This window comes from Fictibacillus phosphorivorans (genome assembly GCF_001629705.1).
Classification (GTDB): domain Bacteria; phylum Bacillota; class Bacilli; order Bacillales; family Fictibacillaceae; genus Fictibacillus; species Fictibacillus phosphorivorans_A.
Genome location: NZ_CP015378.1, coordinates 1,201,112 through 1,225,240 on the forward strand (window position 1 = coordinate 1,201,112; position 24,129 = coordinate 1,225,240).

General features: G+C 38.6%; 30 protein-coding genes. 20 read left to right on the top strand and 10 right to left on the bottom strand.

Going from position 1 to position 24,129, the window contains the following annotated elements:
- Window positions 1-67 precede the first annotated feature (67 nt).
- The 10 genes from ABE65_RS06170 to ABE65_RS06200 all read left to right on the top strand — a co-directional run bounded on the left by ABE65_RS06170 (window position 68) and on the right by ABE65_RS06200 (window position 7,340).
- The gene (locus ABE65_RS06170; protein WP_066392486.1) at window positions 68-481 is read left to right on the top strand and encodes a hypothetical protein; all 414 of its coding nucleotides are present in this window, start codon (window positions 68-70) and stop codon (window positions 479-481) included.
- Between the two features lie 22 nt (window positions 482-503).
- Window positions 504-641: a hypothetical protein gene (locus tag ABE65_RS21785; RefSeq protein ID WP_156499131.1), complete on the top strand. Its 138-nt coding sequence runs from the start codon at window positions 504-506 to the stop codon at window positions 639-641.
- Between the two features lie 77 nt (window positions 642-718).
- Window positions 719-994 (top strand): HPr family phosphocarrier protein, encoded by a 276-nt coding sequence (locus tag ABE65_RS06175; RefSeq protein WP_066392488.1) that lies wholly within the window; start codon window positions 719-721, stop codon window positions 992-994.
- Between the two features lie 23 nt (window positions 995-1,017).
- Entirely contained in the window at window positions 1,018-1,125 is a 108-nt protein-coding gene (locus ABE65_RS21790; protein ID WP_156499132.1) for a hypothetical protein, read from the top strand.
- Between the two features lie 8 nt (window positions 1,126-1,133).
- Window positions 1,134-1,202 carry a potassium-transporting ATPase subunit F gene (locus ABE65_RS22395; protein ID WP_419471047.1) on the top strand — a complete coding sequence of 23 codons (69 nt, stop codon included), beginning with the start codon at window positions 1,134-1,136 and terminating at the stop codon, window positions 1,200-1,202.
- Between the two features lie 12 nt (window positions 1,203-1,214).
- Window positions 1,215-2,882, top strand: a complete 1,668-nt coding sequence (kdpA, locus tag ABE65_RS06180) for a potassium-transporting ATPase subunit KdpA (protein WP_066392490.1) — start codon at window positions 1,215-1,217, stop codon at window positions 2,880-2,882.
- A 96-nt stretch (window positions 2,883-2,978) separates the two neighbouring features.
- Window positions 2,979-5,018: a potassium-transporting ATPase subunit KdpB gene (kdpB, locus tag ABE65_RS06185; RefSeq protein WP_419471037.1), complete on the top strand. Its 2,040-nt coding sequence runs from the start codon at window positions 2,979-2,981 to the stop codon at window positions 5,016-5,018.
- Window positions 5,019-5,109: 91 nt separating this feature from the next.
- A complete protein-coding gene (gene kdpC, locus ABE65_RS06190; protein ID WP_066399834.1) occupies window positions 5,110-5,661 on the top strand; it encodes a potassium-transporting ATPase subunit KdpC in 552 nt (183 codons plus the stop codon).
- A gap of 89 nt (window positions 5,662-5,750) precedes the next feature.
- Window positions 5,751-6,905, top strand: coding sequence for a KdpD-like non-kinase potassium sensor (gene kdpDN / locus ABE65_RS06195; RefSeq protein WP_066392492.1), 1,155 nt, complete (start codon window positions 5,751-5,753; stop codon window positions 6,903-6,905).
- Window positions 6,906-6,947: 42 nt separating this feature from the next.
- Complete coding sequence (locus ABE65_RS06200; protein ID WP_066392494.1) at window positions 6,948-7,340, top strand: CBS domain-containing protein; 393 nt, start codon at window positions 6,948-6,950, stop codon at window positions 7,338-7,340.
- Window positions 7,341-7,462: 122 nt separating this feature from the next.
- On the opposite strand, the gene ABE65_RS06205 is transcribed toward ABE65_RS06200, so the two are convergent.
- From ABE65_RS06205 to ABE65_RS06215, 3 genes are all read right to left on the bottom strand, one after another.
- On the bottom strand, window positions 7,463-8,773 hold the full coding sequence (locus tag ABE65_RS06205; protein ID WP_231887862.1) for a sensor histidine kinase: 1,311 nt from the start codon (window positions 8,771-8,773) through the stop codon (window positions 7,463-7,465).
- Window positions 8,774-8,861: 88 nt separating this feature from the next.
- A complete protein-coding gene (locus ABE65_RS06210) occupies window positions 8,862-9,545 on the bottom strand; it encodes a response regulator transcription factor (protein ID WP_066392498.1) in 684 nt (227 codons plus the stop codon).
- A gap of 68 nt (window positions 9,546-9,613) precedes the next feature.
- A complete protein-coding gene (locus tag ABE65_RS06215) occupies window positions 9,614-10,669 on the bottom strand; it encodes a coiled-coil domain-containing protein (RefSeq protein WP_066392500.1) in 1,056 nt (351 codons plus the stop codon).
- Window positions 10,670-10,997: 328 nt separating this feature from the next.
- Between ABE65_RS06215 and ABE65_RS06220 the strand changes: the two genes are divergently transcribed.
- Complete coding sequence (locus ABE65_RS06220; protein ID WP_066392502.1) at window positions 10,998-12,155, top strand: acyl-CoA dehydrogenase family protein; 1,158 nt, start codon at window positions 10,998-11,000, stop codon at window positions 12,153-12,155.
- 49 nt (window positions 12,156-12,204) lie between these two features.
- Here ABE65_RS06220 and ABE65_RS06225 read toward each other — a convergent pair whose 3' ends face one another.
- The gene (locus ABE65_RS06225; RefSeq protein WP_066392504.1) at window positions 12,205-12,582 is read right to left on the bottom strand and encodes a glyoxalase superfamily protein; all 378 of its coding nucleotides are present in this window, start codon (window positions 12,580-12,582) and stop codon (window positions 12,205-12,207) included.
- Between the two features lie 140 nt (window positions 12,583-12,722).
- Between ABE65_RS06225 and ABE65_RS06230 the strand changes: the two genes are divergently transcribed.
- From ABE65_RS06230 to ABE65_RS21795, 3 genes are all read left to right on the top strand, one after another.
- The gene (locus ABE65_RS06230; protein WP_066392506.1) at window positions 12,723-13,157 is read left to right on the top strand and encodes a VOC family protein; all 435 of its coding nucleotides are present in this window, start codon (window positions 12,723-12,725) and stop codon (window positions 13,155-13,157) included.
- A complete protein-coding gene (locus tag ABE65_RS06235; RefSeq protein ID WP_066392508.1) occupies window positions 13,154-13,447 on the top strand; it encodes a hypothetical protein in 294 nt (97 codons plus the stop codon). Before ABE65_RS06230 ends, ABE65_RS06235 begins: the two co-directional genes overlap by 4 nt.
- Window positions 13,448-13,513: 66 nt before the next feature.
- A complete protein-coding gene (locus ABE65_RS21795; protein ID WP_153238858.1) occupies window positions 13,514-13,654 on the top strand; it encodes a hypothetical protein in 141 nt (46 codons plus the stop codon).
- 49 nt (window positions 13,655-13,703) lie between these two features.
- On the opposite strand, the gene ABE65_RS06240 is transcribed toward ABE65_RS21795, so the two are convergent.
- From ABE65_RS06240 to ABE65_RS06255, 4 genes are all read right to left on the bottom strand, one after another.
- Entirely contained in the window at window positions 13,704-14,360 is a 657-nt protein-coding gene (locus ABE65_RS06240; protein WP_066392510.1) for a TetR/AcrR family transcriptional regulator, read from the bottom strand.
- Between the two features lie 74 nt (window positions 14,361-14,434).
- Window positions 14,435-15,469, bottom strand: a complete 1,035-nt coding sequence (locus tag ABE65_RS06245; RefSeq protein ID WP_066392518.1) for an ABC transporter permease — start codon at window positions 15,467-15,469, stop codon at window positions 14,435-14,437.
- Complete coding sequence (locus tag ABE65_RS06250) at window positions 15,459-16,187, bottom strand: ABC transporter ATP-binding protein (RefSeq protein WP_066392521.1); 729 nt, start codon at window positions 16,185-16,187, stop codon at window positions 15,459-15,461. Before ABE65_RS06250 ends, ABE65_RS06245 begins: the two co-directional genes overlap by 11 nt.
- A gap of 339 nt (window positions 16,188-16,526) precedes the next feature.
- Complete coding sequence (locus ABE65_RS06255) at window positions 16,527-16,958, bottom strand: DUF4395 domain-containing protein (RefSeq protein WP_066392524.1); 432 nt, start codon at window positions 16,956-16,958, stop codon at window positions 16,527-16,529.
- A gap of 136 nt (window positions 16,959-17,094) precedes the next feature.
- Between ABE65_RS06255 and ABE65_RS06260 the strand changes: the two genes are divergently transcribed.
- Complete coding sequence (locus ABE65_RS06260) at window positions 17,095-17,547, top strand: hotdog fold thioesterase (RefSeq protein ID WP_066392527.1); 453 nt, start codon at window positions 17,095-17,097, stop codon at window positions 17,545-17,547.
- Between the two features lie 70 nt (window positions 17,548-17,617).
- Here ABE65_RS06260 and ABE65_RS06265 read toward each other — a convergent pair whose 3' ends face one another.
- Window positions 17,618-18,112: a peroxiredoxin family protein gene (locus tag ABE65_RS06265; protein WP_197480346.1), complete on the bottom strand. Its 495-nt coding sequence runs from the start codon at window positions 18,110-18,112 to the stop codon at window positions 17,618-17,620.
- Between the two features lie 304 nt (window positions 18,113-18,416).
- Here ABE65_RS06265 and ABE65_RS06270 point away from each other — a divergent pair, with 304 nt between their 5' ends.
- The 4 genes from ABE65_RS06270 (at window position 18,417) to ABE65_RS06280 (ending at window position 22,500) form a co-directional block, all read left to right on the top strand.
- Window positions 18,417-19,577 (top strand): S8 family peptidase, encoded by a 1,161-nt coding sequence (locus ABE65_RS06270; protein WP_066392533.1) that lies wholly within the window; start codon window positions 18,417-18,419, stop codon window positions 19,575-19,577.
- 351 nt (window positions 19,578-19,928) lie between these two features.
- Window positions 19,929-20,930, top strand: a complete 1,002-nt coding sequence (locus tag ABE65_RS06275) for a S8 family peptidase (RefSeq protein WP_066392536.1) — start codon at window positions 19,929-19,931, stop codon at window positions 20,928-20,930.
- 41 nt (window positions 20,931-20,971) lie between these two features.
- Window positions 20,972-21,142 (top strand): hypothetical protein, encoded by a 171-nt coding sequence (locus ABE65_RS21800; protein ID WP_153238849.1) that lies wholly within the window; start codon window positions 20,972-20,974, stop codon window positions 21,140-21,142.
- A gap of 257 nt (window positions 21,143-21,399) precedes the next feature.
- Complete coding sequence (locus tag ABE65_RS06280) at window positions 21,400-22,500, top strand: MBL fold metallo-hydrolase (protein ID WP_066392539.1); 1,101 nt, start codon at window positions 21,400-21,402, stop codon at window positions 22,498-22,500.
- Between the two features lie 50 nt (window positions 22,501-22,550).
- Here the strand turns inward: ABE65_RS06280 and ABE65_RS06285 are convergent, their stop codons facing one another.
- Complete coding sequence (locus tag ABE65_RS06285; RefSeq protein WP_066392540.1) at window positions 22,551-23,057, bottom strand: cupin domain-containing protein; 507 nt, start codon at window positions 23,055-23,057, stop codon at window positions 22,551-22,553.
- 426 nt (window positions 23,058-23,483) lie between these two features.
- Here ABE65_RS06285 and ABE65_RS06290 point away from each other — a divergent pair, with 426 nt between their 5' ends.
- A complete protein-coding gene (locus ABE65_RS06290) occupies window positions 23,484-24,062 on the top strand; it encodes a thioredoxin family protein (RefSeq protein ID WP_231887863.1) in 579 nt (192 codons plus the stop codon).
- Window positions 24,063-24,129 lie beyond the last annotated feature (67 nt).

Consider the following 24,129-nt stretch of genomic DNA (forward strand, 5'->3'; position numbering starts at 1 on the left):
CAACTAAGGCTGACATGAGAGGCTAGAAGTCAGCCTAGTTTTCTTTACCGAAGTGGAGGAAATAACGATGGGGAAATCATCCGGGAACGTGCTCATTATGTTTCCAGATCAAGTTTCAGATGTATTTATTTCAAAACTAAGATTATGTGACGACTATCAATCTCTTGTTCTCTGTGTTCCTAACCGAAATGAAGCAGATAGACTCTCACAAGTTGGTTTTCAACATGTATATGTCATGAATTATGGTGACAAGCGTAAATTCATCGAAATGGTAGGTCCGTTTGTTCAAAAGATTATTGTTGTTGAATCAGGATTTTTAGAATGCTGCCAAACGATTGAACTTATTCGCAGCATCTATAACATACCTTTGTATGTCATCAAATCAGACACACGGTACATTTCCAGAGTTTATAAGGAATTAGGTGCAGATTACGTGATCTATAACAAGACAGGAAATATTCAATTCTTACTATCTTCATAAAATTGAGCGGAGGAATCCATTTATGAGATTAAGTCCAAACGAAATTGAACAGATTTTGTTAAAAGCGAAAAGAGATCAACTGAATGCTTATTATGCAAGTATGATTCAACATAGTCTCTCAAGATGGATCATACAAGACACGATTAGAAGTAAAGGTTAAAGCATCACAGGAGGGAACCCATCATCGAAAAGGTGTTCCCTCTGTAAATCCATACCAGTGATAGGCAGGGTGAAAACATGGGGACAGAGTCAGTTGTTTTATTGCCAAAACGGTTGTCGATCGGACAGATCAATGAATTTGTCAATGCTGCTGGTTCTTTCGAGAGTGAAATTCTTTTCTTTTATCAAGGCATACAGATTAATGCGAAAGGCTTGCTCTCTGTTAATCTATTCTTTTTGTCACACTATTCAAGAAATCAAAACGAACCGATCACACTTAGAATTGAAGGTTGTGATGCTCAAGAGGCTATCAAAAATCTATCTCTGATGCTGAATGGTTACTTAGAACAATGAACTAATAAAAAGAAGGTGTAAAAATGTTAGATGTGATGATGGTTTTATTGATGGTTGGAATGCCTGTCCTAATGATGGGTCTTGCGAAATGGTCATCGAGTGTTGTTGATGAAGGAAGTGTAAATAAATGATGACTGTCATGTTTGGAGTAGCCGTTTTAACAACGGTGTATCTTCTTTACGTATTATTGAATCCAGAGAAATTTTAGGAGGTTTTTTCGTTGTTAGTCAGTTTACTCTCTATAGCTATAACTCTACTTATAGCTCTTTTGATTGCAAAACCAGTAGGAATTTATTTAGCGAACTCGTTCAATTATTCAAATAAGAATAAAGTCTTTTATCCTTTCGAAAAACTGATTTATTCCATTAGTGGAATTAAAAATAAAAATCAATCTTGGAAAGTTTATGCATTATCGGTAATCGTGATCAATGCGATTATGATTCTATTAGTTTACTTAATCTTTCGTTTCCAAGGCAGTTTGCCTCTGAATCCAAGTAAGATTGCAAACATGGATCCAAGCCTTGCGTTTAACACAGCAGTAAGTTTTATGACGAATACGAATCTGCAGCATTACAGTGGTGAAAGTGGTTTATCTTATCTTTCCCAGATGATTGGCATTCTGTTTATGATGTTTGTTGCACCAGCTACAGCATTAGCGGTAGCAATCGCATTCATTCGTGGGCTAGCTGGCAAGTCTTTAGGAAACTTTTTTGTAGATATGGTCAGGGGTATCGTTCGTGTGTTACTACCGATTGCTTTTGTAACAGGACTCATCTTCGTTGCACTAGGAGTACCGCAGACATTAGATCCAACTGTTACAGCGACTACGGTTGAAGGCGGAAAACAAAACATAGCAGTTGGTCCGGTTGGTTCGTTTTTATCCATAAAAGAATTAGGGAATAACGGTGGTGGATTTTTTGGAGTTAACTCAGCTCATCCGTTTGAGAATCCTAATGCCATTAGTAACTTGATGCAGATCTTATTAATGCTCTTATTACCGATGGCTTTACCGTTTACGTACGGAAATATTGTTGGAAATCCAAAACAGGGACGTATTCTTTTCGTTTCGATGACGATGATGTTCATTCTGTTCCTTGGCATCTCACTAAGTGCTGAATATCAAGGGAACCAAGCGATCAATGCTCTAGGCGTGCAACATGATCAAGGAAGCATGGAAGGAAAAGAAGTGCGATTTGGTGTTGCTCAATCTTCTCTTTACTCGGTTGTCACGACGGCTTCTGAAACAGGGGCTGTCAATACGATGCATGATACACTGACTCCGCTAGGCGGATTAGTTACTTTATCCAATATGATGTTAAATACCGTTTATGGCGGTATAGGGGCAGGATTTGTCAACGTCTTAATGTATGCGATTATTGGTGTTTTCTTATCTGGATTAATGGTGGGACGTACCCCAGAATTCCTGGGCAAAAAGATTGAAGGGAAAGAAATGAAGCTGATTGCAGCAACGCTTTTAATCCACCCGCTGCTTATTCTAGGGGCTTCAGCTGTAGCTTTCTTTACACCACTCGGACATGAAGCAATTTCGAACTCAGGTTTTCATGGGATTTCACAAGTAATCTATGAATATACCTCTTCAGCAGCTAATAATGGTTCAGGTTTTGAAGGGTTAGGAGATGCGACAAACTTCTGGAATATTTCTACCGGAATTGTCATGTATCTTGGAAGGTTCTTCTCCATTGTAACAATGCTTGCGGTTGCAGGATCATTAGTTGTAAAACGAACCGTTCCAGAAACAATCGGAACGTTTAGAACAGATAACGGACTATTTGCAGGAGTATTTATTGGGGCTGTATTTATCGTTGGGGCTTTAACTTTCTTCCCAGTTTTAGTACTAGGCCCGATTGCTGAATATTTAACATTGTAGATGCAGAGAGGTGAAAAAATAATGGGTGCTCAAGGCTTAAGAACCAAAAAAGAATTATCTCAGTACGTACCTCCCCAAAAAGGTGGGAACGGACCTATGAAAAAGAATCGTGAGGAAGTACAAATGAATAAAACAATGATGAATAAAGAAATCGTAAATCAGGCGATAAAGGAATCTTTTATTAAACTAGATCCAAGGATAATGATTAAAAATCCGATCATGTTTGTTGTTGAAATCGGTTTTGTGATTACATTATTACTAACCTTTTTGGGAGACCAAACTCAAGTTGCCTTCAATATTGCTGTAACCATGATTCTGTTTATAACCCTCCTGTTTGCAAATTTCGCTGAAGCAATAGCGGAAGGAAGAGGGAAAGCTCAGGCAGACTCATTAAAGAAAACGAAAAAAGAAGTTTATGCTAACCTTGTGCTGGAAAATGGGAAAAACAAAAGAGTTTCATCAGCTGATCTTCGTAAAGGAGATATTGTTGTTGTAAAACAAGGTGAAATGATTCCTGGAGATGGTGAAGTCATACAAGGTCTTGCCTCCGTTGATGAATCTGCCATTACAGGGGAATCTGCCCCAGTAATAAAAGAAGCTGGCGGTGATTTTAACTCGGTAACAGGGGGAACACGAGTAGTAAGTGATGAAATTAAAGTGCGAATTACAGCAGATCCAGGAGAATCATTCCTTGATCGCATGATCTCCCTCGTAGAAGGAGCGAAGCGTCAAAAAACACCGAATGAAATTGCGTTAAGCACGGTTTTAACGAGTTTGACACTTGTGTTCATGATTGTAGTCGTAACACTTCCATTCTTTACAAAGTATCTAGGTTTTGACATACCAGTACCGGTCTTAATTGCATTACTCGTTTGTTTGATTCCGACAACAATCGGTGGACTGTTATCGGCAATTGGTATCGCTGGTATGGACCGAGTTACGAGATTTAATGTAATAGCTATGTCTGGTAAAGCAGTTGAAGCTGCAGGTGACATCAATACGATTATTCTTGATAAAACGGGGACGATCACATTCGGTAACCGTATGGCGAGTGAGTTTGTACCTGTAGGATTTGAAACAAAGAAAACCGTCGGGGAATGGGCGGCCATCAGTTCATTAAAAGATGATACACCAGAAGGTAAATCGGTACTGGAACTAATGAGAAAAGAGCGCTTACCATTTAATGAATCTCTTGGTGAAGAGGGAGAATTTATTGAGTTTAAAGCAGAAACGAGAATGAGTGGAATCGACTTAAAAGATGGAAGAGAAGTACGAAAAGGGGCTGTAGATGCGATTAAAAAATGGGTATTGGCTTCTGGCGGTGAAGTGCCACATGACCTTGAAGAAAAAGGGAATCGAATTGCATCTGAAGGTGGAACACCGCTGGCGGTAGCTGTGGATCAGCATATATACGGACTAATTTATTTAAAAGATACCGTTAAGCCTGGAATGAAAGAACGTTTTGATCAATTACGGAAAATGGGAATCAAAACGATCATGTGTACAGGTGACAACCCGTTAACGGCTAAAACGATAGCAAATGAAGCCGGCGTGGATGACTTTATCGCCGAAAGTAAACCGGAAGATAAAATTGCTGTAATTAAGCGTGAACAAGCAGAAGGAAAATTAGTCGCGATGACTGGTGATGGAACGAATGATGCACCAGCACTTGCACAAGCGGATGTAGGTCTTGCCATGAACAGTGGAACGACTGCAGCGAAAGAAGCGGCCAACATGGTAGACTTGGATTCCGATCCGACGAAAATTATTGAAGTGGTTTCCATTGGTAAACAATTGCTGATGACTCGTGGTGCGTTAACTACATTCAGTATCGCAAACGATATCGCAAAGTATTTTGCCATCATCCCAGCCATGTTCATGCTGGCGATTCCTGAGATGGAAGTACTCAATGTCATGAAGCTTGGCTCACCGATGTCAGCCATACTGTCTGCGTTAATCTTTAATGCGGTAATTATTCCTTTGCTCATTCCTCTGGCTATGAGAGGAGTAGCTTACAAACCGATGAGTTCAAATGCTTTATTAAAACGTAACCTTTTGATCTATGGTTTCGGTGGTGTAATCGTACCTTTTATCGGAATAAAATTAATTGATCTGATTGTTCACTTGTTCGTGTAACCGTTAGAAAAGAAAGGAATTGATTGATTTGCAATCCCATTCATTAAATCAACATAATGAAAAAGTATTTACCTTTAACAATATCGTTAAGATGCTACGACTTTCCCTCGCATTAATGGTAATATGTGGTCTTTTATATCCTGTGGTTGTCACAGGAATTGCACAAGTCGTTATGCCAAAGGAAGCGGATGGGAGTTTAATCTATAATGAAGATAAAGAAGTAATAGGTTCTGAACTTATTGGTCAAACGTTTACAAAAACCGAATACTTCAGCGGGCGTGTTTCTAGTATTGAGTACGACGCGGCAGGTTCTGGGAGTCCAAACTATGCACCTTCAAATGGAGATATGATGAAACGAATGAAAGAAAGCATAGCTGTATGGGAAAAGGCTAACCCAGCTGTACCTGTTAACGAGCTTCCGATCGATTTGATCACAAACTCCGGGTCCGGACTCGATCCGCATATTACTCCTGAAGCTGCTGATGTACAGGTTCCAAGAATTGCAGAAGAAACAGGAATAAATGAAGAAAAACTAAAAAAAATGATTAAAGAAAATACTCAAGCAAGAGAGCTTGGTCTGTTTGGTGAACCTCGCGTGAATGTACTGACACTTAATATTGCTTTAGAGAAGTTGTTAAAATAGTAGAAGACAAAGCCTTTACTCTAAACCTAGGGTAAAGGCTCTTGCTTCTTCGTTTGTAGATGATATGACGATGATAACGAGGTGCGTAAATGTATGATGAATACCCTCATCTTAAAAGGAAAACGCCTGAAGAATTTCTACAGGAAATCTATCAAGATGAAAAGGGAAAGTTAAAGCTGTTTGTTGGAGCAGCACCAGGTGTAGGTAAATCGTATAGAATCCTTTTAGAAGCTCATGATATAAAAAAACAAGGAGTCGACATCGTAATCGGCTTAATTGAAACCCATGGAAGAAAAGAAACAGCAGATAGAATTAAAAATCTTGAAATCATTCCTAAAAAAATCATTGAATACAAAGATAAAAAACTAGAAGAGTTAAATGTAGAAATGATCATTGAACGTCGACCAGATGTGGTGATAATTGATGAATTGGCACATACCAATGTTCCGGGTTCAAAAAACAAAAAGCGATACATGGATGTTGAAGAAATACTTGATGCCGGAATCAATGTTGTATCAGCAGTAAACATCCAACATATTGAAAGTGTTCATGATATTGTTCAGCATATTACAGGTGTAGCAGTTCGCGAACGAATACCTGATAGGATTCTAGAAATTGCACATGAAGTAATCTTAATTGACGTGACACCAGAAATGCTAAGGCAACGTTTAATAGAAGGTAAAATTTATGCGCAGGAAAAAATAGACCAAGCATTGAACAACTTTTTTACAAAAAACAATTTAGGTGCACTGCGTGAATTATCTCTCCGTGAAATTGCAGATGATGTAGATGAAAAGCTCTTAAAATCCGATATCGTCTTTACCGATAGTGGTCCAACAGGTGTGGCAGAAAAAATTTTAGTCTGTGTACAATATGGTCCAAGTGCAGAAAAGCTGATCCGAAGAGGCTGGCGAATAGCCAATCGTTTAAATGCGGAATTATATGTATTGAATGTTTGGATCGATCACAGAGGGAACATTTCTCAAGAACAGCGAAAAAGAATCAGAGTCTGGAAAAAACTTGCTGTAGAATTTAACGCTAAATTTATTCTAGAAAGATTCAGACAAAGAAAAATACCACAAGTTATTACAGATGTCGCAAAAGAACATCATATTACTCAGATTATTTTAGGCCAATCGGCAAGAACGAGGTGGGAAGAGATTATAAAGGGTTCTATTGTCAACAGTATAATGAGAAATTCAAAAAACATAGACATACACATCGTTTCTGAAGAACAGTCATAATTAATACAAATAAAATTTCAATCAAGAGGGGATTTACAAGTTATGAATATTGCATTCTTTCTTCTTCCAAAGAAAGAAGTGATCTGTTTACATGCAGAATCAACCATTCGCCAGGCTATGGAAAAGATGGAGTATCACAGATACACCGCTGTACCTGTAATTGATGAAAAGGGACATTATATAAAAACGATCACAGAGGGTGACCTTTTATGGAAAATTAAAAACACAGAAGGTCTTTCTTTTCAAAATAGTGAGCATCATTATATTAAGGACATTATGGTAAACAGGGACTATCAGCCTGTTCATATTGATGCTGAGATGGAAGACTTAATGTCGCTTGTTGCAGTTCAAAACTTCGTACCAGTTGTGGATGACAACGAAGTATTTATCGGTATCATACGTAGAATGGACATCATTCATTATTTGAGTAAGTAATTAGATTTATGAAAAAATGACCGGCTGGGTAGGCCGGTCTCACTGGTGGGGAGGTAGGCTGTTGGATGGCCTAACCTAATTAAATCATAACACGAACGTGTGTTCTTGTAAATGTATTTTCCTTATTTTTTCCATTCTATTAAAAAAGTGCTTCCAGCAGTGGAACTTTTTTTGAGAACTAAATCTGCACCTAACGCTTTTGCCAGCATTTTACTAAATGGTAGTCCAAGGCCAAGGCCGCGCACTTTTAACTTTTTCTTTTCACCACGAAAAAACCGTTCAAAAATATAGGGCTGTTCATTTTCGGGAATCCCTGACCCTGTGTCTGTCACTTCAATCCTATTTTCGTACAAGACAATGCTGATCATTTTTTCATCTCCTAAAGCTTGATAAGCATTGTTTAAGAGGTTAATGATGATCTGCTGTAAACGAAGTGGATCAACTTCTCTATATATGAAGCTTTCTGGAACAATAGCCTTACACATAACTTCTTTGTTCTTGGTCATACTCCATTGGTGAACGATATCTTGAACAAGCTCGTTCATGTTGCATGTTTCATTACGCATTGTAAAAGCTCCGGCGGAAAGAGAGTTATAATCTAATAAATCTTCAATCATCCTTTGCAATCTATAAATTTCCTTCATTGTAATCTGCAGAAATTCTTCTTTTTCATCTCCTGAAACAATTCCGTCTTTAACAGCTTGCACGAGACCACTAATAGACGTAACAGGTGTTTTTAAGTCATGTGTAACTCCTGCCAGTAATTCTGCTCGGAGCTTTTCTAAATGCTTCAACTTCGTACTCATCTGTTCAAAGGAAGTTAAAAGATCATAAATTTCTTGTTCTTTAGCATCTGTAGCTAATTGAATGTCGTAATTTCCATCTTTAATCTGAGAAGCAGCATGTGCCACATCTTGGATGGGTTTTAGAATCTTTTTTAATAGAATATAGATGATCAACCATCCGAGAAGACCAAGGCTTATCAATAGGAAGATAGGAAGACGATAACCTTGATCCACATCTGAGAGGTTTGAGGCAGATTGTATGATAATTACCCAACCTGCTTGGACTCCAGCGTATATTAAAGGTTTTTTGACTGCATAGGCAGACTTGCCATTCACTTTAAATTTGTTAGTTGTTTTTTCACTGTTTACTATTTCAACCGGGATAGCATTCAATTTTAATGTAGGTTTATTTGCATCTGGACCCTTTTTTATAGATTTTAGATTAAGAATGTTACCATTCAAATCCGTAATATATAGTTCAGGTGGCTTTTCCATCTGCAGTGTTTCTGCGTGATTATCTAGTTTACGATTGAACCGACCTAAATCATTCTTTCTGTCTCCGGATTCAATACGATCCGCTGTATCAGCTGCCATGTATTCCATGAGTGTTAAACGATTTTCTAAAGCCGTATGCCGTATCCACCACAAAGAACATAAACCTAAGATTAGAAGACCAATAAAGAGGGTGAGGACATATCGGGTGGTCCAATACTTTAATAAAGTTGTTCTGTCTTTTTTATTCGTATACACAGAATTGATACCCCAGTCCTCTAAGTGTTCGGATTTCTCCTTGTGTGTCTGGCCATGCAGCAAGTGCTTGACGAACTCGTTTGATCGATAAGTCTACAGCACGTTCGCTGCCATAATAATCTAAGCCCCATATTTGTTCAATTAATATCTCTCTTGTGTAGGTGCGGTTTGGATGATTGGCCAAAAAGAGCAATAAGGAGGTGTCTTTTGGTGTTAGAATGATAGGCTCACCATTTATTTTTACAGAATGAGAGTCGAAGTTGATGCTCAGACTTCCATATTGTTTTGTGTTCTCGGTTTCTAGTACATTCGTAGATCGACGAAGGACTGCATGGACTCTCGCAATAACTTCTTCGCCGATAAAGGGCTTTGCTATGTAGTCATCTGCTCCTTGATTTAATCCTTTCAAGCGATAATCGATGTCTCCTAAGGCTGTGAGCATGATAACAGGGCATGAACTATTTCGACGAATCTCTTGAAGGATTGACCACCCATCCTGATCGGGAAGCATTACATCAAGCAATACTAGGTTAAAGGAAGTTTCTTTGAACTGGTGAAGTGCGGTCTTACCGTCAAATGCTTGAACAACATCAAAGTTTTCGTGTTTTAAATAAACACTTAGAACTCTCGATATGGTTACTTCGTCTTCTACTACTAATATACTTTTCATGTCCATACCTCCTGTTACCCATACTATACTGTAAAAATCCCCAGTATTATAGACTGGGGATCGTACCTTTACATGTCGTTGCCAAACACAGGCTGCTCATTCATCTGAGGTTGAAAATCACTATTAGCTGGGACATCATCATCTTTTATGCGCTGACCGTCTTCATGATGTTTACCTCCACCGTGATGACCACCAGGTCCGAAACCTCTTTTACCTTTATCCATTAAAGGAAAGACGTCATCCTGCAAAGCTTTTAGTTTATCTGCATCTTTCTTTTCAATCTCTTCTATCAATTCGCGCGTTGATTTGTCTTTAGTAGAAATGCCTAGCTCTTTCGCTAAGTTAATAATCTTTTTCTGTTTGATTTCAAACGCAATATCTGGAATCATTTTACCATCGATCGTAATGTTAAGTTTCTTAGCTTCAGCCTTAACTTTAGTACTTGCAACTTCCTGAGCAACTTCACGTATATCTTTTCCTTCTACAGCGATACCTAATGTTTTAGCTTCTTTTTTTACGGTTGCAGTCAGTACTTCCTGCTGAAGTGTTTGCAGATCCTTGCCCTCTGAAGAGATGCCAAGTTCTTTCGCTTTTTTGGTGACTGTAACTTGCTTAATTTCTTGTCTTAACGCTTGCACGTCTTTGCCGTCTGTTCCGACACCTAGTTCTTTTGCTTCTTTTTTAAGCTTAGTAAGTTGAATTTCCTCATGTAGAGTAGCAGCATCTTTATTTTTTGTTGAGATACCAAGTTCTTTTGCTTTTTGTTGTAGTTTAGCTAATTGTACTTCTTCAAGAAGTGTTTCGATCTCTTTACCAGAGACTTGAATGCCTAATTCTTTTGCTTCTTTAGTAATTTTTGCGTCGCGAATTTCCTTTATGAGCGTCTCAGCATCTTTTCCATTTGTTGAGATACCAAGCGCTTTTGCTTTTTTAATGAGGTCTTCTGAGCTTCCTTTATAAAATCCTCCGAACCTATCATGTCCAAAGCCATGTCTTTTAATCTCCCTTTTTTCTAAAGTAGATTTTGAAGTAGTACTATTCTGATCTGCTGCCTGAGATGTTGTTGCATATCCTCCAACTAATAATGTGCCGGCGATTGTAAATCCGATTACTGTTTTTTTCAACGAAATCATCCTCCTAGGTTAAATGGTTGTTAAGAATTAAATACATAAGGTTCGAACCTTGTACATTTAATGTAACCAGTGAAAATGTCAACATAACGTCAAGAGAAGCAGAGAATAAAAAAAATTCCAAAATCGTTTGCTACCACTCACAATGTTTACAATCCCCATTAATACAAGCCGTTTTATGACTAAATCTTACTCAAAGAATGTGTCAGGAAGAAGTCAAAGGGGAAATATGTGACTAATACCTTGCCGGTTAATAGAGTAAAGGCATACTCTATAAAATAAACCATAGTGTTCTGATTTGTTAAGAAGGGATTGTCGTCGTGTGGATTATCTATATGAGACGTTTATTAAAACAAAAAAACAGCGAGAATGGTTCGATAGAATTGATACGCTAGCAAGTGGATTTGCTAAAAGAGCGGACACATATGATCAAAAAAGTGAATTTCCATTTGAGAATGTAGAAGAATTAAAAAAAGCGGGTTACTTATCTTTAACTGTTCCCACTGAATTCGGAGGAGCAGGATTAAGTTTGTATGAATTTGTTCTATTACAAGAAAGAATTGCCACTGGCGATGCAGCTACAGCGTTGTGTCTCGGCTGGCACCTTGGATGTTTTTTAGAACTTGCAGAAGAACGAACTTGGGATGAAGAAACATTTAAGTTACTCTGTGAAAAAGTAGTGAATGATCAAGTGTTAGTAAATAGAGCAGCGACTGAGCCTGCAACAGGAAGCCCTACGCGTGGAGGAATGCCACAAACAACAGCAACTCGAAAAAATGACGAGTGGATCATCAATGGAAGGAAAACCTTTACTTCTATGGCACCTGCACTTGATTATGCGATTGTTTCAGCACAGATCGGAGATACGGGTAAGAAAGGGAATTTCATGATTTCTATGAAATCCGAAGGTGTGAGGATTGAAGAAACGTGGGATACAGTAGCGATGCGTGGAACACGAAGTGATGATCTTATCATGAAGGATGTAGTAGTCCAAAACAGTGCTTTGGTCGAGCAAGATCGAGGCAAGAGCGAACTACCAAAAGCTTGGCTGCTTCACATACCAGCGTGTTACATCGGTGTTGCGGTCGCAGCTCGCAACGAAGCTGTTCAATTTGCAAAGACGTATAAACCTAATAGCCTGCCAGGTCCCATCGGAGAAGTGCCGGAAGTGCAAAGAAAAGTTGGAGAGATGGAGCTAGAACTCTTACACGCAAGGGAAGTATTGTACAGTGTTGCACATAGATGGGTAGACGAACCGCATTCAAGAATGCAGATGGGTCCAGAATTAATGGCAGTAAAACACATCGTAACAAATGCAGCAGCAAGAGTGGTCGATCTAGCTATGAGGATTGTAGGAGCAAGAAGTCTAGCTATGTCTAGCCCATTACAAAGGCATTATCGTGATGTGCGAGCAGGACTTCACAACCCACCGATGGATGATATGGTTATCAGTACACTAGCAAAAAGAGCACTCGAATAAAGCAAAAAAGACACCTGATGATTACCTACAGGTGTCTTTTTTGTATAGACTAAAGGGAATCCATCTTTTCTACAAAACAAAACTCGTTTCCGAACGGATCACCCACTCTTACTTCTTTAAAGCCATGTGCCTCTTCTAGTCCTGGTCTAGCAAACTTATATTTTTTTTCAGCTAAGAACTGATGGTAGGCTTCAATTCCTACAACATGAATCCTTAGTTTAATTCCAGGGGTCGAATCACCATGATGCTCGGACAGGTGTAATGAGCATTCCCCAAGTGAAACCTGCATATAGATTGGAAAATCTTCTTCATATCGATGTTCCCAATCTATCGAAAACCCAAGAAAATCTATATAAAATTCATTTGCCTTCTGTTCATCGAATATTCGAAGAACAGGGATTGTATGTTTTAATTGATATTCATTCATGATGTATTCACTCTCCAGCTACTTTATTATTGTACTATTTCTCTTCCTTTAATAGAGTTTCCTTGTTTTTAAGGAGGATATTTCTTTTCCTAGAAGAAATTTTATATAAAATATTTCATTTTGATGAGGAGGCGATTTCCTTGATTGAAACGTTAATTCGTGTGGGTACGACATACGTGCCTGTAAGGGATGTAGACCATTCAGCTAGATGGTACAGAGAAAAGCTTGGGGCAACGATCAGTTATTGTGATCACGAAAAAGCCATACTTAATCTAGCAGACCAAAGTTTTTTTCTGGTCCGATCGTTAGAAGGGGAGACTTCAAACTTTACTGACTTTAAAGGAAACAAAAGGTTCTCATTAACGTTTGAAGTTGACGGAATGGAAGTATTGACCACCCTGCATGCTAAATTTAAACAGGAAGGTGTTCAAACAGGAACAATTGAAAATCGTGGACATCCAGGTAGGAATTTTGTTTTTTATGACCCCGATGGGAATATTTTTGATGTTTGGAGTATCTTGAGTCCGACGTATAAAGCTTTACGGAAAGAAGCTGTTTTAGAGACTGAAAGATGAGATGGACAGTAGGTATTTTATTTTCTATGGTAGGTATCATTTTATTAACACATGGACTAAATCTAAAGGCTATTGCTGAAAATTCCGTGGACGGTGACGGCATCGGTGTGTACTTTTTAGGAATAGAAATAAATGAGAGTGTTCCTGCTGCAGATATACCATCCTACTCGAATGGGTTCATGGGATCCGGAATTATTTTTTTAATACTAGCTGTTTGTTTGTTCGTCATTCTGTTAAGAGAACATAACACATTGTTGCCGATTGCGCAGAAAAAAAAGGCTTCAGAATGATAGAATTTCGGGTAATGTTTATTGTGCATGAAACCGTTGCTAGAGTGAAGAGTAGGAGGTGAGAGTATGAAGAAAGTTAAGGTATTTGGCATCATCTTTTTATTCTTTGCTATTAGTCCTGCCGCTAAAGTAATGTCACCGACAACTACTGATTCCGATATTCAACTTTCTCACTTTATCCCTGAACCCCAAATTCTAGTAGAATAAATAAAAAACAGAACCTGCTTCTTTGAAGGGCAGGTTCTGTTTTTTTTAGTTATCGTTTTCCTGTAAGACCATACATGATAAACGATACGATCTGATCAATCTCTTTTTCGTCGTCCCACTCTTTATCTGAAAAGAGAAGAAAACGTGGCAGGATGTAGCCGATGATACTTGATGCAGTCATGCGCATGATCGTTTCTGGAGGAAGAGAAACAATCTCTCCTTTTTCTTGGAAATGCTCGATGATCTTCTTGAATTTCTGATACACATGTTCAGTGAAAAGTTTTTGAAATGGTTCGCGCAATTCATCATGAAAAGCGATCTCTTGAATGAATATTTTTAATACAGGAAACTGTTTTCGAACAAATTCCAGTCTGTTTTTAGCAACGACTCTTATAAAATCTTCATAGTGTTCATATTCGTTCTCGAATACTTCTTTTGCAAAAGACTTTATGAAGAAAGGCGCCACGAATTTAGCGACAGTTGGTGTCACGATGGCAAGCAATAGCTCTTTTTTCGTTTTGAAATGACGAAAAATTGTACCTTCAGCAACCCCTGCTTTTTTTGCGATCTCACTCGTAGAAGAAGCGGCATATCCTTTTTCTGAGAAAGTATCGATTGCAGCTTCAAGAATCTTTCGCTGTTTATCGCTCATTGTGGGAGCATCGTGTTCGTTAATTAGGTCATGAATCCACTCGGAATTGGACATTAAAGCTACTCCTTTTATAATCGTACATTTTCTTCATTATAGACACTATTCATAGGCAGTACAAACGCTACACCTTAGAGTTTGCGGTGTTTTTTCAAGGCGAGTACATTTAGTATCATAAATAAAAGGGAGAAACCAATAAGGACGAGAACGTTTCCATATATATCATTCCACCCGTCACCTTGAATCATAACATCCCGAATCGCTTCTCCTCCGTATGTTAAGGGCATAATAATGCTTAAAGGCTGAAGCCATCCTGCCATCGTTTCAATAGAAAACAAACCTGAGAAAAATACTTGAGGCACAACGACAAGCGGGATGAACTGAATCATCTGTAGTTCATTGGTGGCAAAAGCAGAAAGCAAAGTTCCAAGTGAAAGTGCGGTAATCGCAAGCATGAGTGTAATTAAAATAACTAACCATATTGAACCGGCCATCATGATATCAAGAACATAAATCGCAAACGAAACAATGATAGCCGATTGTAAAATGGTGAAAATGCCAAAGCCTACTACATATCCAACTACCATCTCCCATCTACGCATCGGCGTAGCGAGCAGCCGTTCAAGTGTTCCAGTCGTTCTTTCGCGTAAAAATGATACCCCAGAGATTAAGAATACGAAAAAGAAAATGAAAAACCCAATCAAGAACGGGCCGATATAATCAAAAGTCTCCATATCAGCAGAACCATGCAAATACTTGATTTCTGGGGTGTTTTTTATTTTTTTAGTGTCTTGATTCGGAAGTGATTTCAAGGCTTTTTGAATCGTTGTGATCGAAGACTTGTTTGCTGTAGGATTACTTCCTTCAAGCGTAATAGAAGTAGAAGGTAATGTAACTTCAAGAACAGCATCAAGTTCTTCATCTTCTAAACCTTGGTGAGCTTCCGCCGCATTTTGATAAGCGATGAAAGCTTTATCTGACGATTTAAGCTGATCTACAATTTTTTGATTACTTATTACCCCGATCTTAGGTTCATAGTCATTGCTCGAAAAAACTAAGTTCACAAGGGTTAGGATAAGAAGAGGAGCAATAAACATCATGGCAAGTGTGCGTTTGTCACGTATGAACTGTCTGATGATTCTTATGACTAATGCTTTAATTCTCATGGTGGACACCTCCATAATAGAGAAATGCGTCTTCAATTGAAGCACTTGATGTAAAATCCTTTAATTCTTGTGGTGTTCCAGAGGCAATTAGCTTTCCATCACGAAGCATTCCGAGCTGACCGCATTTCTCAGCTTCATCCATTACATGTGTCGTAACTAGAATCGTAGTTCCGCTCTTACTTAACTTATAAAGTTCATCCCATATCGATTGCCGGAGCACGGGATCAATTCCTACAGTAGGTTCATCAAGAATGAGGATCTGTGGTTCATGTAAGAGTGCAGCAGCTAAAGACAATCTTCGTTTCATGCCGCCGGAATATTGATTGACTGGTTTTTGCAGAAAGCTTGAAAGGTTCACGAGTTCAGTAACTTGATGAATCCTTTCTTTTTGTTTTTGTCCTTTTAGACCATAAATGGATGAGAAGAATTCTAGGTTTTCCCTTCCGCTTAATTCTCCGTAAAGAGCATCAGATTGAGCCATAAACCCAATTTGCGTCATGATTTTAAGATTAGGCATGGATGAATCGAGAACACGTATACTGCCAGAAGTGGGAATCTCGATCCCCGCGATCATCTTAACTAATGTTGTTTTTCCAGCTCCTGAAGGACCCAACAATCCATAGATTTCATTTTTGTTCACGGTTAGGTCTATGTTCTTCAATACTTGATGAGACCGATAATTCTTAGAAACATTTGCTACTTTAATAACAGATTCCATATTAAGCCTCCTTCAAAAATTTAGTGAGTACTCACTCATTATCACTATCATATGATAGTGGGATGATCATGGTCAAGTGAGTACTCACTCATTTTTAAATAAAATAAAAAATAAAATTGGGAAGTCTGATTCAAACTGAGCTTCAACGCTTTGCAATTCGATGGTATGGCATTGAAGAAATGAAATTGATACTAAAGGATGTTGGGCTTTCAGAAGTTAAAGTTATAGTTGATTTTGAATGGGTAAGGAACCTACTCATGCTAGGCAAAACTTCGTATTTGAAGCAATAAAACTAAGAAAAACCATTCGCCTTTAAATGCCAATGGTTTTTTGTGTTTTTTAGTTTGAGTCTTGAGATCTCTTGTAACGATATTGCTGCCATCTGAACCTAATAAAGCATCCGATACAAAAGCCGAGTATTGCTACAAAAGAAGCAGTTGCAACCATGATCGTAGCAATCCAGGCTACAGTACTCCAACCTAGTATATAACTTAGAAAACCCACTGTTAGAAGCGATATAGCAATCAACTGATTAAACTGTTGCTGGTCCTTATCCTCTGGAATGTACGCAGAAGGTTTCTTTTTTAAAAAGAATGCAGCAGCTTTCATTATGGGATTGTAATCAACAAACATTCCTAGAAGACCGGCAACTAAAGGAAGTAATAAGAACCATGGTTGACCAGTTAGCCAGGTAGCTAGTGTAGATAAAAAAATGAACCACTGATTTGTTCGAACTAAAGGTCTTGGAATAGAAACAGAAGAGTGAGACATATTAATCCGACCTTTCTTATATGTTTAGTTACTTTATTTTAAATGTATTCGTATAGAATGTGAAGTATTAATCCTTATATATGCAAGAAGGTGAATATTTGTTGAACCCAGAATGTCTTATAGTGAGGTGAGAAATATGAAAACAATAAGAGACGATCGTGATGTGCATATTCAGTATAGAGAGGAGATTAAGGAAAAGCTCCAAAATGACACTTTTGCAAAATGGTTAGGTATCGAATTATTAGAAGTGGGTCCAGGTACAGCAGAAGCACAGATGACAATCACTGAAAATATGCTAAATGCTCATGGAACAGCACATGGAGCTGCATTATTTGCTATCGCTGATTTTGTCTTTGCTGTAGCATGTAATTCCTATGGAAAAACATCAGTGGGACTTTCTGTTACTATTGGGTATCTTGCTGCATGCCAAAGAGGGGATAAGGTGACGGCAAGAGCAACAGAGATTAAACGTAATCAACGGACCTCTTGGTATGAAGTGAGCGTGGAAAATGATAAAGAGCTCCTTGCTCATGTAAGTGCTCTATCTTATCGGAAGAACGAATACTTTGTAGGGACAGTAGAGGATTAAGTGGATAATATAAACAATCATCATGTAAAAGACGACGAAATCAGGGGAACACCTGACTTCGTCGTCTTTTTTATCTTAATGTTTTCTTAATATATTTGATTGTCTTTCTTAGATCTTCTGCAGTCGGCCTTCCAAATGGTCCAGTTTGGATATCAAAGTAGACAACTCGTTTTTGATCATCTACTAAAAATAATGCTGGTTCTCCATGCTCACCATGATCGTCATAGAGTTTTCCGTTATGATATTGAACGCCATAAGGTTCTCCTGCAACACGTTCTGTATCACTAAAGACCGGAAAAGAAAGAGAGTGTTTATCCTTCATCTTCTTCAAATTTTGTTCTTCATCAGTAGATATGGCTAAGATGTGAGTGTTCAATTCTTTGAATGTCTCAATATTTTGTTCTAACTCTTTCAATTGGTCGTTACATACGGGACACCATTCTCCTCGGAAAAAGACAAGTAAGTGAAATCGATCATCTTTTTCAAGGTGGTTATGAAAGGAGAAGGACTCTCCACTTTCGGTTTTGATCGTAAAGTCAGGTGCTGTGTCTCCTGTTTGTATCATGAACATCCCTCCATAATTATGTTTCTTTTCTAGCTATTCCTCTTACAGAAAATTTTAAACGCTTAAGCTTTTTAATTCTAAAAAAACCACTACCTATACTAGGTCATATCTACGTCCAGATGAGGAAAGAAGTAATAAAAAAAGAGACGGATTAATGACTTTATTCCTATTTTAAGTTAAAACTTTTAAAAATTAGTAGTTTATATTTGTTTTTGTTAGAATAGTAAAATTCTTCTTTATTTTCTGTAAATTGGCCTCTATATTAGAAATTGTAGTTCAACATCAAATTAGAGGAGTGAAGTAAATGATTAAGAAGATTGCCACTATGGCAGCGGTTCTACCTTTAGTAGTTTCTCTTGCAACACCAGCAGCAGCTGCAAAAAGCACAGAGGTAAAAGCAAACGTTACACCTCAAGAAATTATCGTAAAATTTAAAGACAACGTATCAGAGTCAAAAGTAAAGTCTTTAGCAGTAAAAGGTAAAGATGAAGTTAAAGAAAAAGGTTCTAAGTTTCATGTAATCAAAGTTAAAGATGGAAACGTAGATGCAGCCATTGCAGAATATGAAGCGAGTGGAGATGTAGAGTATGCAGAGCCAAACTATACATACCATGCGAGCTGGACGCCAAATGACACGTATTTCTCAAATGGAGTGCAATATGCACCTCAAAAAGTAGGTGCTCAATCAGCTTGGGACATCACACGCGGTTCATCTACTACAAAAATTGCAATTATTGATACAGGGGTTGATTACAATCACCCTGATCTAGCTGGTAAAGTTATTAAAGGATATGACTATGTAAGTGATGATTGGGATCCAATGGATCAGAACGATCACGGAACACATGCTGCAGGTATCGCAGCAGCTGCAACGAATAACGCGAGAGGTATCGCAGGAATGGCACCAAACGTATCCATCTATGCTGTACGTGTACTAGATGCGAACGGAAGCGGATCTCTTGATGATGTTGCTAACGGTATCTATCATGCTGTAGATAACGGAGCAAAAGTAGTTTCACTTAGCCTTGGTGGACCAGGTTCTGCTACTTCATTACAAAACGCAGTAAACTATGCCGTTTCTAAAGGAGTAGTTGTAGTTGCCGCAGCTGGTAACGAAAACACTTCTGCACCGAGCTACCCTGCCTACTATTCTGGTGCGATTGCAGTAGCTGCAACTGACCGTAATGACGTTCGTGCTTCGTTCTCAAACTACGGATCTTGGGTTGATGTTGCTGCTCCTGGTGTAGACATCGCTTCTACTGTACGTAATGGAGGATATGCTTACATGTCTGGTACTTCAATGGCTTGTCCTCTAGTTGCAGGTGTAGCAGGGTTACTTGCTTCACAAGGAAGAAGTGCTGCTAACATCCGTGCTGCAATTGAGAACACGACTGATTATGTTTCTGGAACAGGTTCATTGTATGCAAAAGGTCGTGTAAATGCATCTAAAGCTGTACGTTACTAATTCGTACTCTTATCCATTTGAAAACTCCCAAGACGATCTCTAGTCTTGGGAGTTTTTATGGTCCATAGTTTAATAGGACTAACAAAAATTGTCGAGTGATGTTGGAATTTAAGGATAAGGACATATGTTCGCATTGCGTAAAATGTCGATGTAGACTTAATAGCTCATTTTTAAGACAGGACTTGTGGTAACTTTTAACAGTTTGGTAGAATAGTAATAAGTTCAACAACTAGAGTCTTCATTTCTTACAAGTCTTGCCACCAGTTAGAAAGGAGGTCTATTGTTACTTTAGTCTTTTCAAGAGTCACTTGCTTTACAAACATTCTTTTTAAATAAAAGGAGGTAATGAAGATGAGTGAAGTCTGTTTGATCCCGTTCGTGTTAGAAGAAGTGATAGAAGAATCAAAAGAAGAGATTCCATATGGAGTCGAGATGATTAACGCTCCTGCGTTTTGGCGTGAAGGTGAAAAAGGACAAAGTGTTGTTGTTGCCATACTAGATACTGGCTGTGATACAAGTCATCCGGAGCTTGCTGAACGAATCATCGATGGTCGGAATTTTGTTGATGGAGATGACGATGATTATCAAGATGCGCATTATCATGGGACACATGTGGCAGGTACGATTGCAGCTACATTAAACAATGCGGGTGTAGCGGGTGTAGCGCCAGATGCGAAACTCTTAATCTGTAGAGTTCTTGGTAAAGATGGCGGTGGATCGTACCAAGGAATCATCGATGCGATTGACTACTCCGTTAAATGGAGAGGAAAAAATGGCGAAAGAGTGCGTGTGATTTCTATGTCACTTGGTGGACCGACAGATGTACCTGAGTTACATGAAGCGATTCAACGAGCAGTATTGGAAGATGTACTTGTTGTCTGTGCAGCGGGTAACGAAGGAGACAACAAGGAAGATACGAACGAGCATGCTTATCCTGGGGCGTATAAAGAGGTCGTTCAAGTCGGTGCAGTCGATGCGAAAATGAAACTTGCTCCGTTTTCAAACACTAATGATGAGATTGACCTTGTTGCTCCGGGGGTTGATGTTGTTTCTACTTATCCTGGAAATAAATATGCTAAGCTGTCTGGAACTTCGATGGCGACACCTCATGTATCGGGAGCAGCAGCTTTACTAATCGAACGAGAAGAAAAATTGTTCGGCCGTGAACTTTCAGAAGCTGAAGTTTATGCTCAATTGGTCAAGAATACGTTAAGTATCGGACTGACAAAGAAAGCAGAAGGAAATGGATTGTTAGTATTAAATGCACAAGAAAAAGCAGTTTGCGATCAGGAGAATTTAAGAGCGATGAGAACTCCTATTGAAACGGCTGCAGCGAAAGAATCAGATTCATAAATATTTGCCCCGTTTCTTAGGAAGAAAGGGCGTGTATGGGGATGGCGTATAAGATTATTGCGTTGCTGATCAGCTTTGCAACTCTTTGTATTAGAATCTATGAAGAGATGAGAAGACGTGCAAAGAACAGAGCAAAAGAAGAAGAGCTTCAAAAGAAAAAGAAGAGAAAACGAAAGAAAGCAGTGAAGAAAAAGGAAAAGGAAAGTGCTTAAATGAATAGATGGAATAAAAGCTGATTGTGTGAGATCTAGTATATTCACATAAATCAGCTTTTTTGTCGTTCTTTTCACTAGTACTCTAAAAAACTTTGCGCTCCTACAACTTACATAGGAGGAAAAAATAAACAATCTAAGCAACAATCATAGTGAGTAATGTTTAGATATTTTTCTATTCCTACTAAAAAGTTGCTACTATTATTCAAAAAGGAGTAATATATGAGCACTACTGTAATATAGAGAGGAACGTAACTATGCTTTTTTTAGGCATTCTACTTGTAATCGTAACAGCTGTATTTTTATTTATCATGTTTCATCCTGTGTTTGGAAAGAAACCTTCAAACGATGATAGGCGCACCTATGGACCAGTTAAACATTATCAAAAGGGTGTTTTTACTAATCAGATAGAAACAGTTATGACAACCGATTTACGCTCTATGCTCCCTGTATTAAAAGAGTTTTTAAAAGGGAATCCGAATCGTCAGCCTAAGAAAGCTATTCCTATAAACACACTAGATCTAAATGAAAATACAAACGAAGAAACAAGGGTAACGTGGTTTGGGCATTCGGCATTATTAATAGAAATGGACGGGAAACGCATCCTCATCGATCCGATGTTTGGGTCCGCACCATCACCCGTTCCATGGTTTGGAAACAAACGTTACAGCAAAAAACTGCCGTTTAAAATAGAAGACCTTCCCAAAGTGGATCTAGTGGTTCTGTCACATGATCATTATGACCACCTTGATTATGGAACAATTAAACAACTAAAACAAAAAGTAAAACAATTTGCAGTTCCACTTGGTGTTGCTGGACATTTAAAAAGGTGGGGAATAGAACCAGAGCTTATAAAAGAATGTAACTGGTGGGACGAGATACAAGCCGCAGGATTTTCATTGATCTGTACGCCAGCACGACATTTTTCAGGAAGAAGCTTAACGGATCGTAATTCTACGCTTTGGAGTTCGTGGGTTATACGAGGAAAGGGTGACAACATTTATTTTAGTGGTGATAGTGGGTACGGACCACACTTTAAAGAGATTGGTGAGCGGTATGGACCGTTTGATCTTTCGTTGATGGAATGTGGGCAATATCATGAGAAGTGGGCTGCCATTCATATGATGCCTGAAGAAACCGTACAAGCTCATATTGATGTAAGAGGCAAAGTCATGATTCCTATCCATTGGGGAGCATTTACACTTTCCCTGCATGACTGGACAGATCCTGTTGAAAGAGCTGTATATGCTGCTACAAGATCAGGTGTTACAATATGCACGCCTCAGATTGGTGAGCCCGTAACGCTCGGTTCAGAATCACTTTCAAGCTCGCCGTGGTGGAGAGAGAAAAGGAAATGACATAAATAAGAGTGCTCTTCATTGTGGAGAGCACTCTTCACATGAATTCGTTAACTTTTCCATAACTCCAATAGTGGTCCATCACTTCCGAAGAGAGGATCCTTATCAGGTAATGGAACGAGCATAATGTCATCTAAAACAGCGGGTCGTTCATCAGGTTCCCCTTTTTTTAAGTTGTGATCCATTCCGTTCGGGTATGCTCCGGCTACTTTAAAGTCAGTGCTGCATCCGATACATTTATGTCCGGTACCAGCAGGGAGAACGATGGCATCACCTTTTGAAACAGTTACAGAAACACCATCTTCCCCTCCAAGGAGGAGGACAGCCTCACCGCTGATAACACCGAGAACTTCATGTGTATTGCTATGATAATGATGATAATCAAAAACACCGTTCTTCCAACCGTTTGTCCAGCCGTTCTGTTCAAAAACCTCTAATGCATCTTGAGGTTCTTTTAATTTTCCTACATATAACAAAACGGGCCAGGAAGGATGATTTGGAATCGTCCCATCGTCTGTAAAAAATAAAGTTTTCACATCTTCGCTCAGCATTTTCATAACCGTATAACCCCTCCCCTGTTTTTCGTATCCATTCCCTTATTTTTATGAAAGGAAACCCTTTCACTTTCATAAAATACTATAGAAGAAAAAAGAAAATAAGAGCAATAATGCGAAATTCCTCAATAAATGACGAAAACTTATGTGTGAAAAAAAGTTTTCTTTTGCGTGAAAAGAGGTATTAGATAGTTACGGTATGATAAATGTTAGTGAAAGGTGGAAATCAGTATGAAGTACAAAGCGAAGGACTGGCTCCGGTTAACGCCGAATGAGAGATACCTGCTTTTATTCGCTGTTTCCCAACTCCAGAAAAAGCTCAGAGCAGGTTAAAAGAACTAAAAAAATAAATGTGAGGCGTTTTCGTTGCCACAACTCCCCCTTGTTTGGTTAAAATAAGAATACAAGATAAACAGGGAGGAACACAGGATGATGACTGACCTCAATACATGGTTTGATAAAGGCATGACGCGCTATGCATATATCCATTCAATGAAAACACACAAGGAAAACTTGCTGACGATATATAATTCATTCGTACTACCTGAACCTATGAAAGATGCGTTGCAAGGCATCCAAAAAAACCGGTTGAGAGCAATCGTGATTACCGAAGATTGGTGTGGTGATGCGATGTTGAATCTTCCTGTTTTTATGCGCATGGCAGATGAAGCACTTATTGATATTCGCTTTATCTTACGCGACCATCATCCAGAACTAATGGACCGATACTTAACGGTAAAAGCAAAAGCCATTCCTATCATCATCTTTATTGATGAGAAGGGAAAAGAAGTTGTAAAGTGGGGACCACGTGCACCTAAACTGCAACAAATTGTAGAAGAGCGCAAAAAGAAGATACCTTCAAAAGAAGATCCGCGTTACGAAAAAGCTTTTAAACTATTTGCAGATCGAATCTCTAGTCTGTTTACGACTGACCATGCTCTTTGGGAAGAAGTAAGTCTAGATATCATAAAAAAGTTATTAGCTAAACTAAATGTTAACAGCCTGTAAAAAGGCTGTTTTTTATTTTGTGTTAAAATAAAGAAATTGAAGGTTTTCAAAGAAACGAAGTTTGAGG

Excerpts from the sequence above, each read along its gene's own strand:
- kdpB (WP_419471037.1), top strand. The coding sequence starts at position 2,979 with ATGAAAAAGAATCGTGAGGAAGTACAAATGAATAAAACAATGATGAAT.
- ABE65_RS21795 (WP_153238858.1), top strand. The coding sequence starts at position 13,514 with ATGAAGAAAGTTAAGGTATTTGGCATCATCTTTTTATTCTTTGCTATT.
- ABE65_RS06170 (WP_066392486.1), top strand. The coding sequence starts at position 68 with ATGGGGAAATCATCCGGGAACGTGCTCATTATGTTTCCAGATCAAGTT.
- ABE65_RS06255 (WP_066392524.1), bottom strand. The coding sequence starts at position 16,958 with ATGTCTCACTCTTCTGTTTCTATTCCAAGACCTTTAGTTCGAACAAAT.
- ABE65_RS06280 (WP_066392539.1), top strand. The coding sequence starts at position 21,400 with ATGCTTTTTTTAGGCATTCTACTTGTAATCGTAACAGCTGTATTTTTA.
- ABE65_RS06290 (WP_231887863.1), top strand. The coding sequence starts at position 23,484 with ATGATGACTGACCTCAATACATGGTTTGATAAAGGCATGACGCGCTAT.
- ABE65_RS06175 (WP_066392488.1), top strand. The coding sequence starts at position 719 with ATGGGGACAGAGTCAGTTGTTTTATTGCCAAAACGGTTGTCGATCGGA.
- ABE65_RS06235 (WP_066392508.1), top strand. The coding sequence starts at position 13,154 with ATGAGATGGACAGTAGGTATTTTATTTTCTATGGTAGGTATCATTTTA.
- ABE65_RS06250 (WP_066392521.1), bottom strand. The coding sequence starts at position 16,187 with ATGGAATCTGTTATTAAAGTAGCAAATGTTTCTAAGAATTATCGGTCT.
- ABE65_RS06225 (WP_066392504.1), bottom strand. The coding sequence starts at position 12,582 with ATGAATGAATATCAATTAAAACATACAATCCCTGTTCTTCGAATATTC.
- ABE65_RS21800 (WP_153238849.1), top strand. The coding sequence starts at position 20,972 with ATGGCGTATAAGATTATTGCGTTGCTGATCAGCTTTGCAACTCTTTGT.
- ABE65_RS06260 (WP_066392527.1), top strand. The coding sequence starts at position 17,095 with ATGAAAACAATAAGAGACGATCGTGATGTGCATATTCAGTATAGAGAG.
- ABE65_RS06210 (WP_066392498.1), bottom strand. The coding sequence starts at position 9,545 with ATGAAAAGTATATTAGTAGTAGAAGACGAAGTAACCATATCGAGAGTT.
- ABE65_RS06275 (WP_066392536.1), top strand. The coding sequence starts at position 19,929 with ATGAGTGAAGTCTGTTTGATCCCGTTCGTGTTAGAAGAAGTGATAGAA.
- ABE65_RS21785 (WP_156499131.1), top strand. The coding sequence starts at position 504 with ATGAGATTAAGTCCAAACGAAATTGAACAGATTTTGTTAAAAGCGAAA.
- ABE65_RS06285 (WP_066392540.1), bottom strand. The coding sequence starts at position 23,057 with ATGAAAATGCTGAGCGAAGATGTGAAAACTTTATTTTTTACAGACGAT.
- ABE65_RS06200 (WP_066392494.1), top strand. The coding sequence starts at position 6,948 with ATGAATATTGCATTCTTTCTTCTTCCAAAGAAAGAAGTGATCTGTTTA.
- ABE65_RS06240 (WP_066392510.1), bottom strand. The coding sequence starts at position 14,360 with ATGTCCAATTCCGAGTGGATTCATGACCTAATTAACGAACACGATGCT.
- kdpDN (WP_066392492.1), top strand. The coding sequence starts at position 5,751 with ATGTATGATGAATACCCTCATCTTAAAAGGAAAACGCCTGAAGAATTT.
- kdpC (WP_066399834.1), top strand. The coding sequence starts at position 5,110 with ATGCTACGACTTTCCCTCGCATTAATGGTAATATGTGGTCTTTTATAT.
- ABE65_RS06270 (WP_066392533.1), top strand. The coding sequence starts at position 18,417 with ATGATTAAGAAGATTGCCACTATGGCAGCGGTTCTACCTTTAGTAGTT.
- ABE65_RS21790 (WP_156499132.1), top strand. The coding sequence starts at position 1,018 with ATGTTAGATGTGATGATGGTTTTATTGATGGTTGGAATGCCTGTCCTA.
- ABE65_RS06245 (WP_066392518.1), bottom strand. The coding sequence starts at position 15,469 with ATGAGAATTAAAGCATTAGTCATAAGAATCATCAGACAGTTCATACGT.
- ABE65_RS06265 (WP_197480346.1), bottom strand. The coding sequence starts at position 18,112 with ATGATACAAACAGGAGACACAGCACCTGACTTTACGATCAAAACCGAA.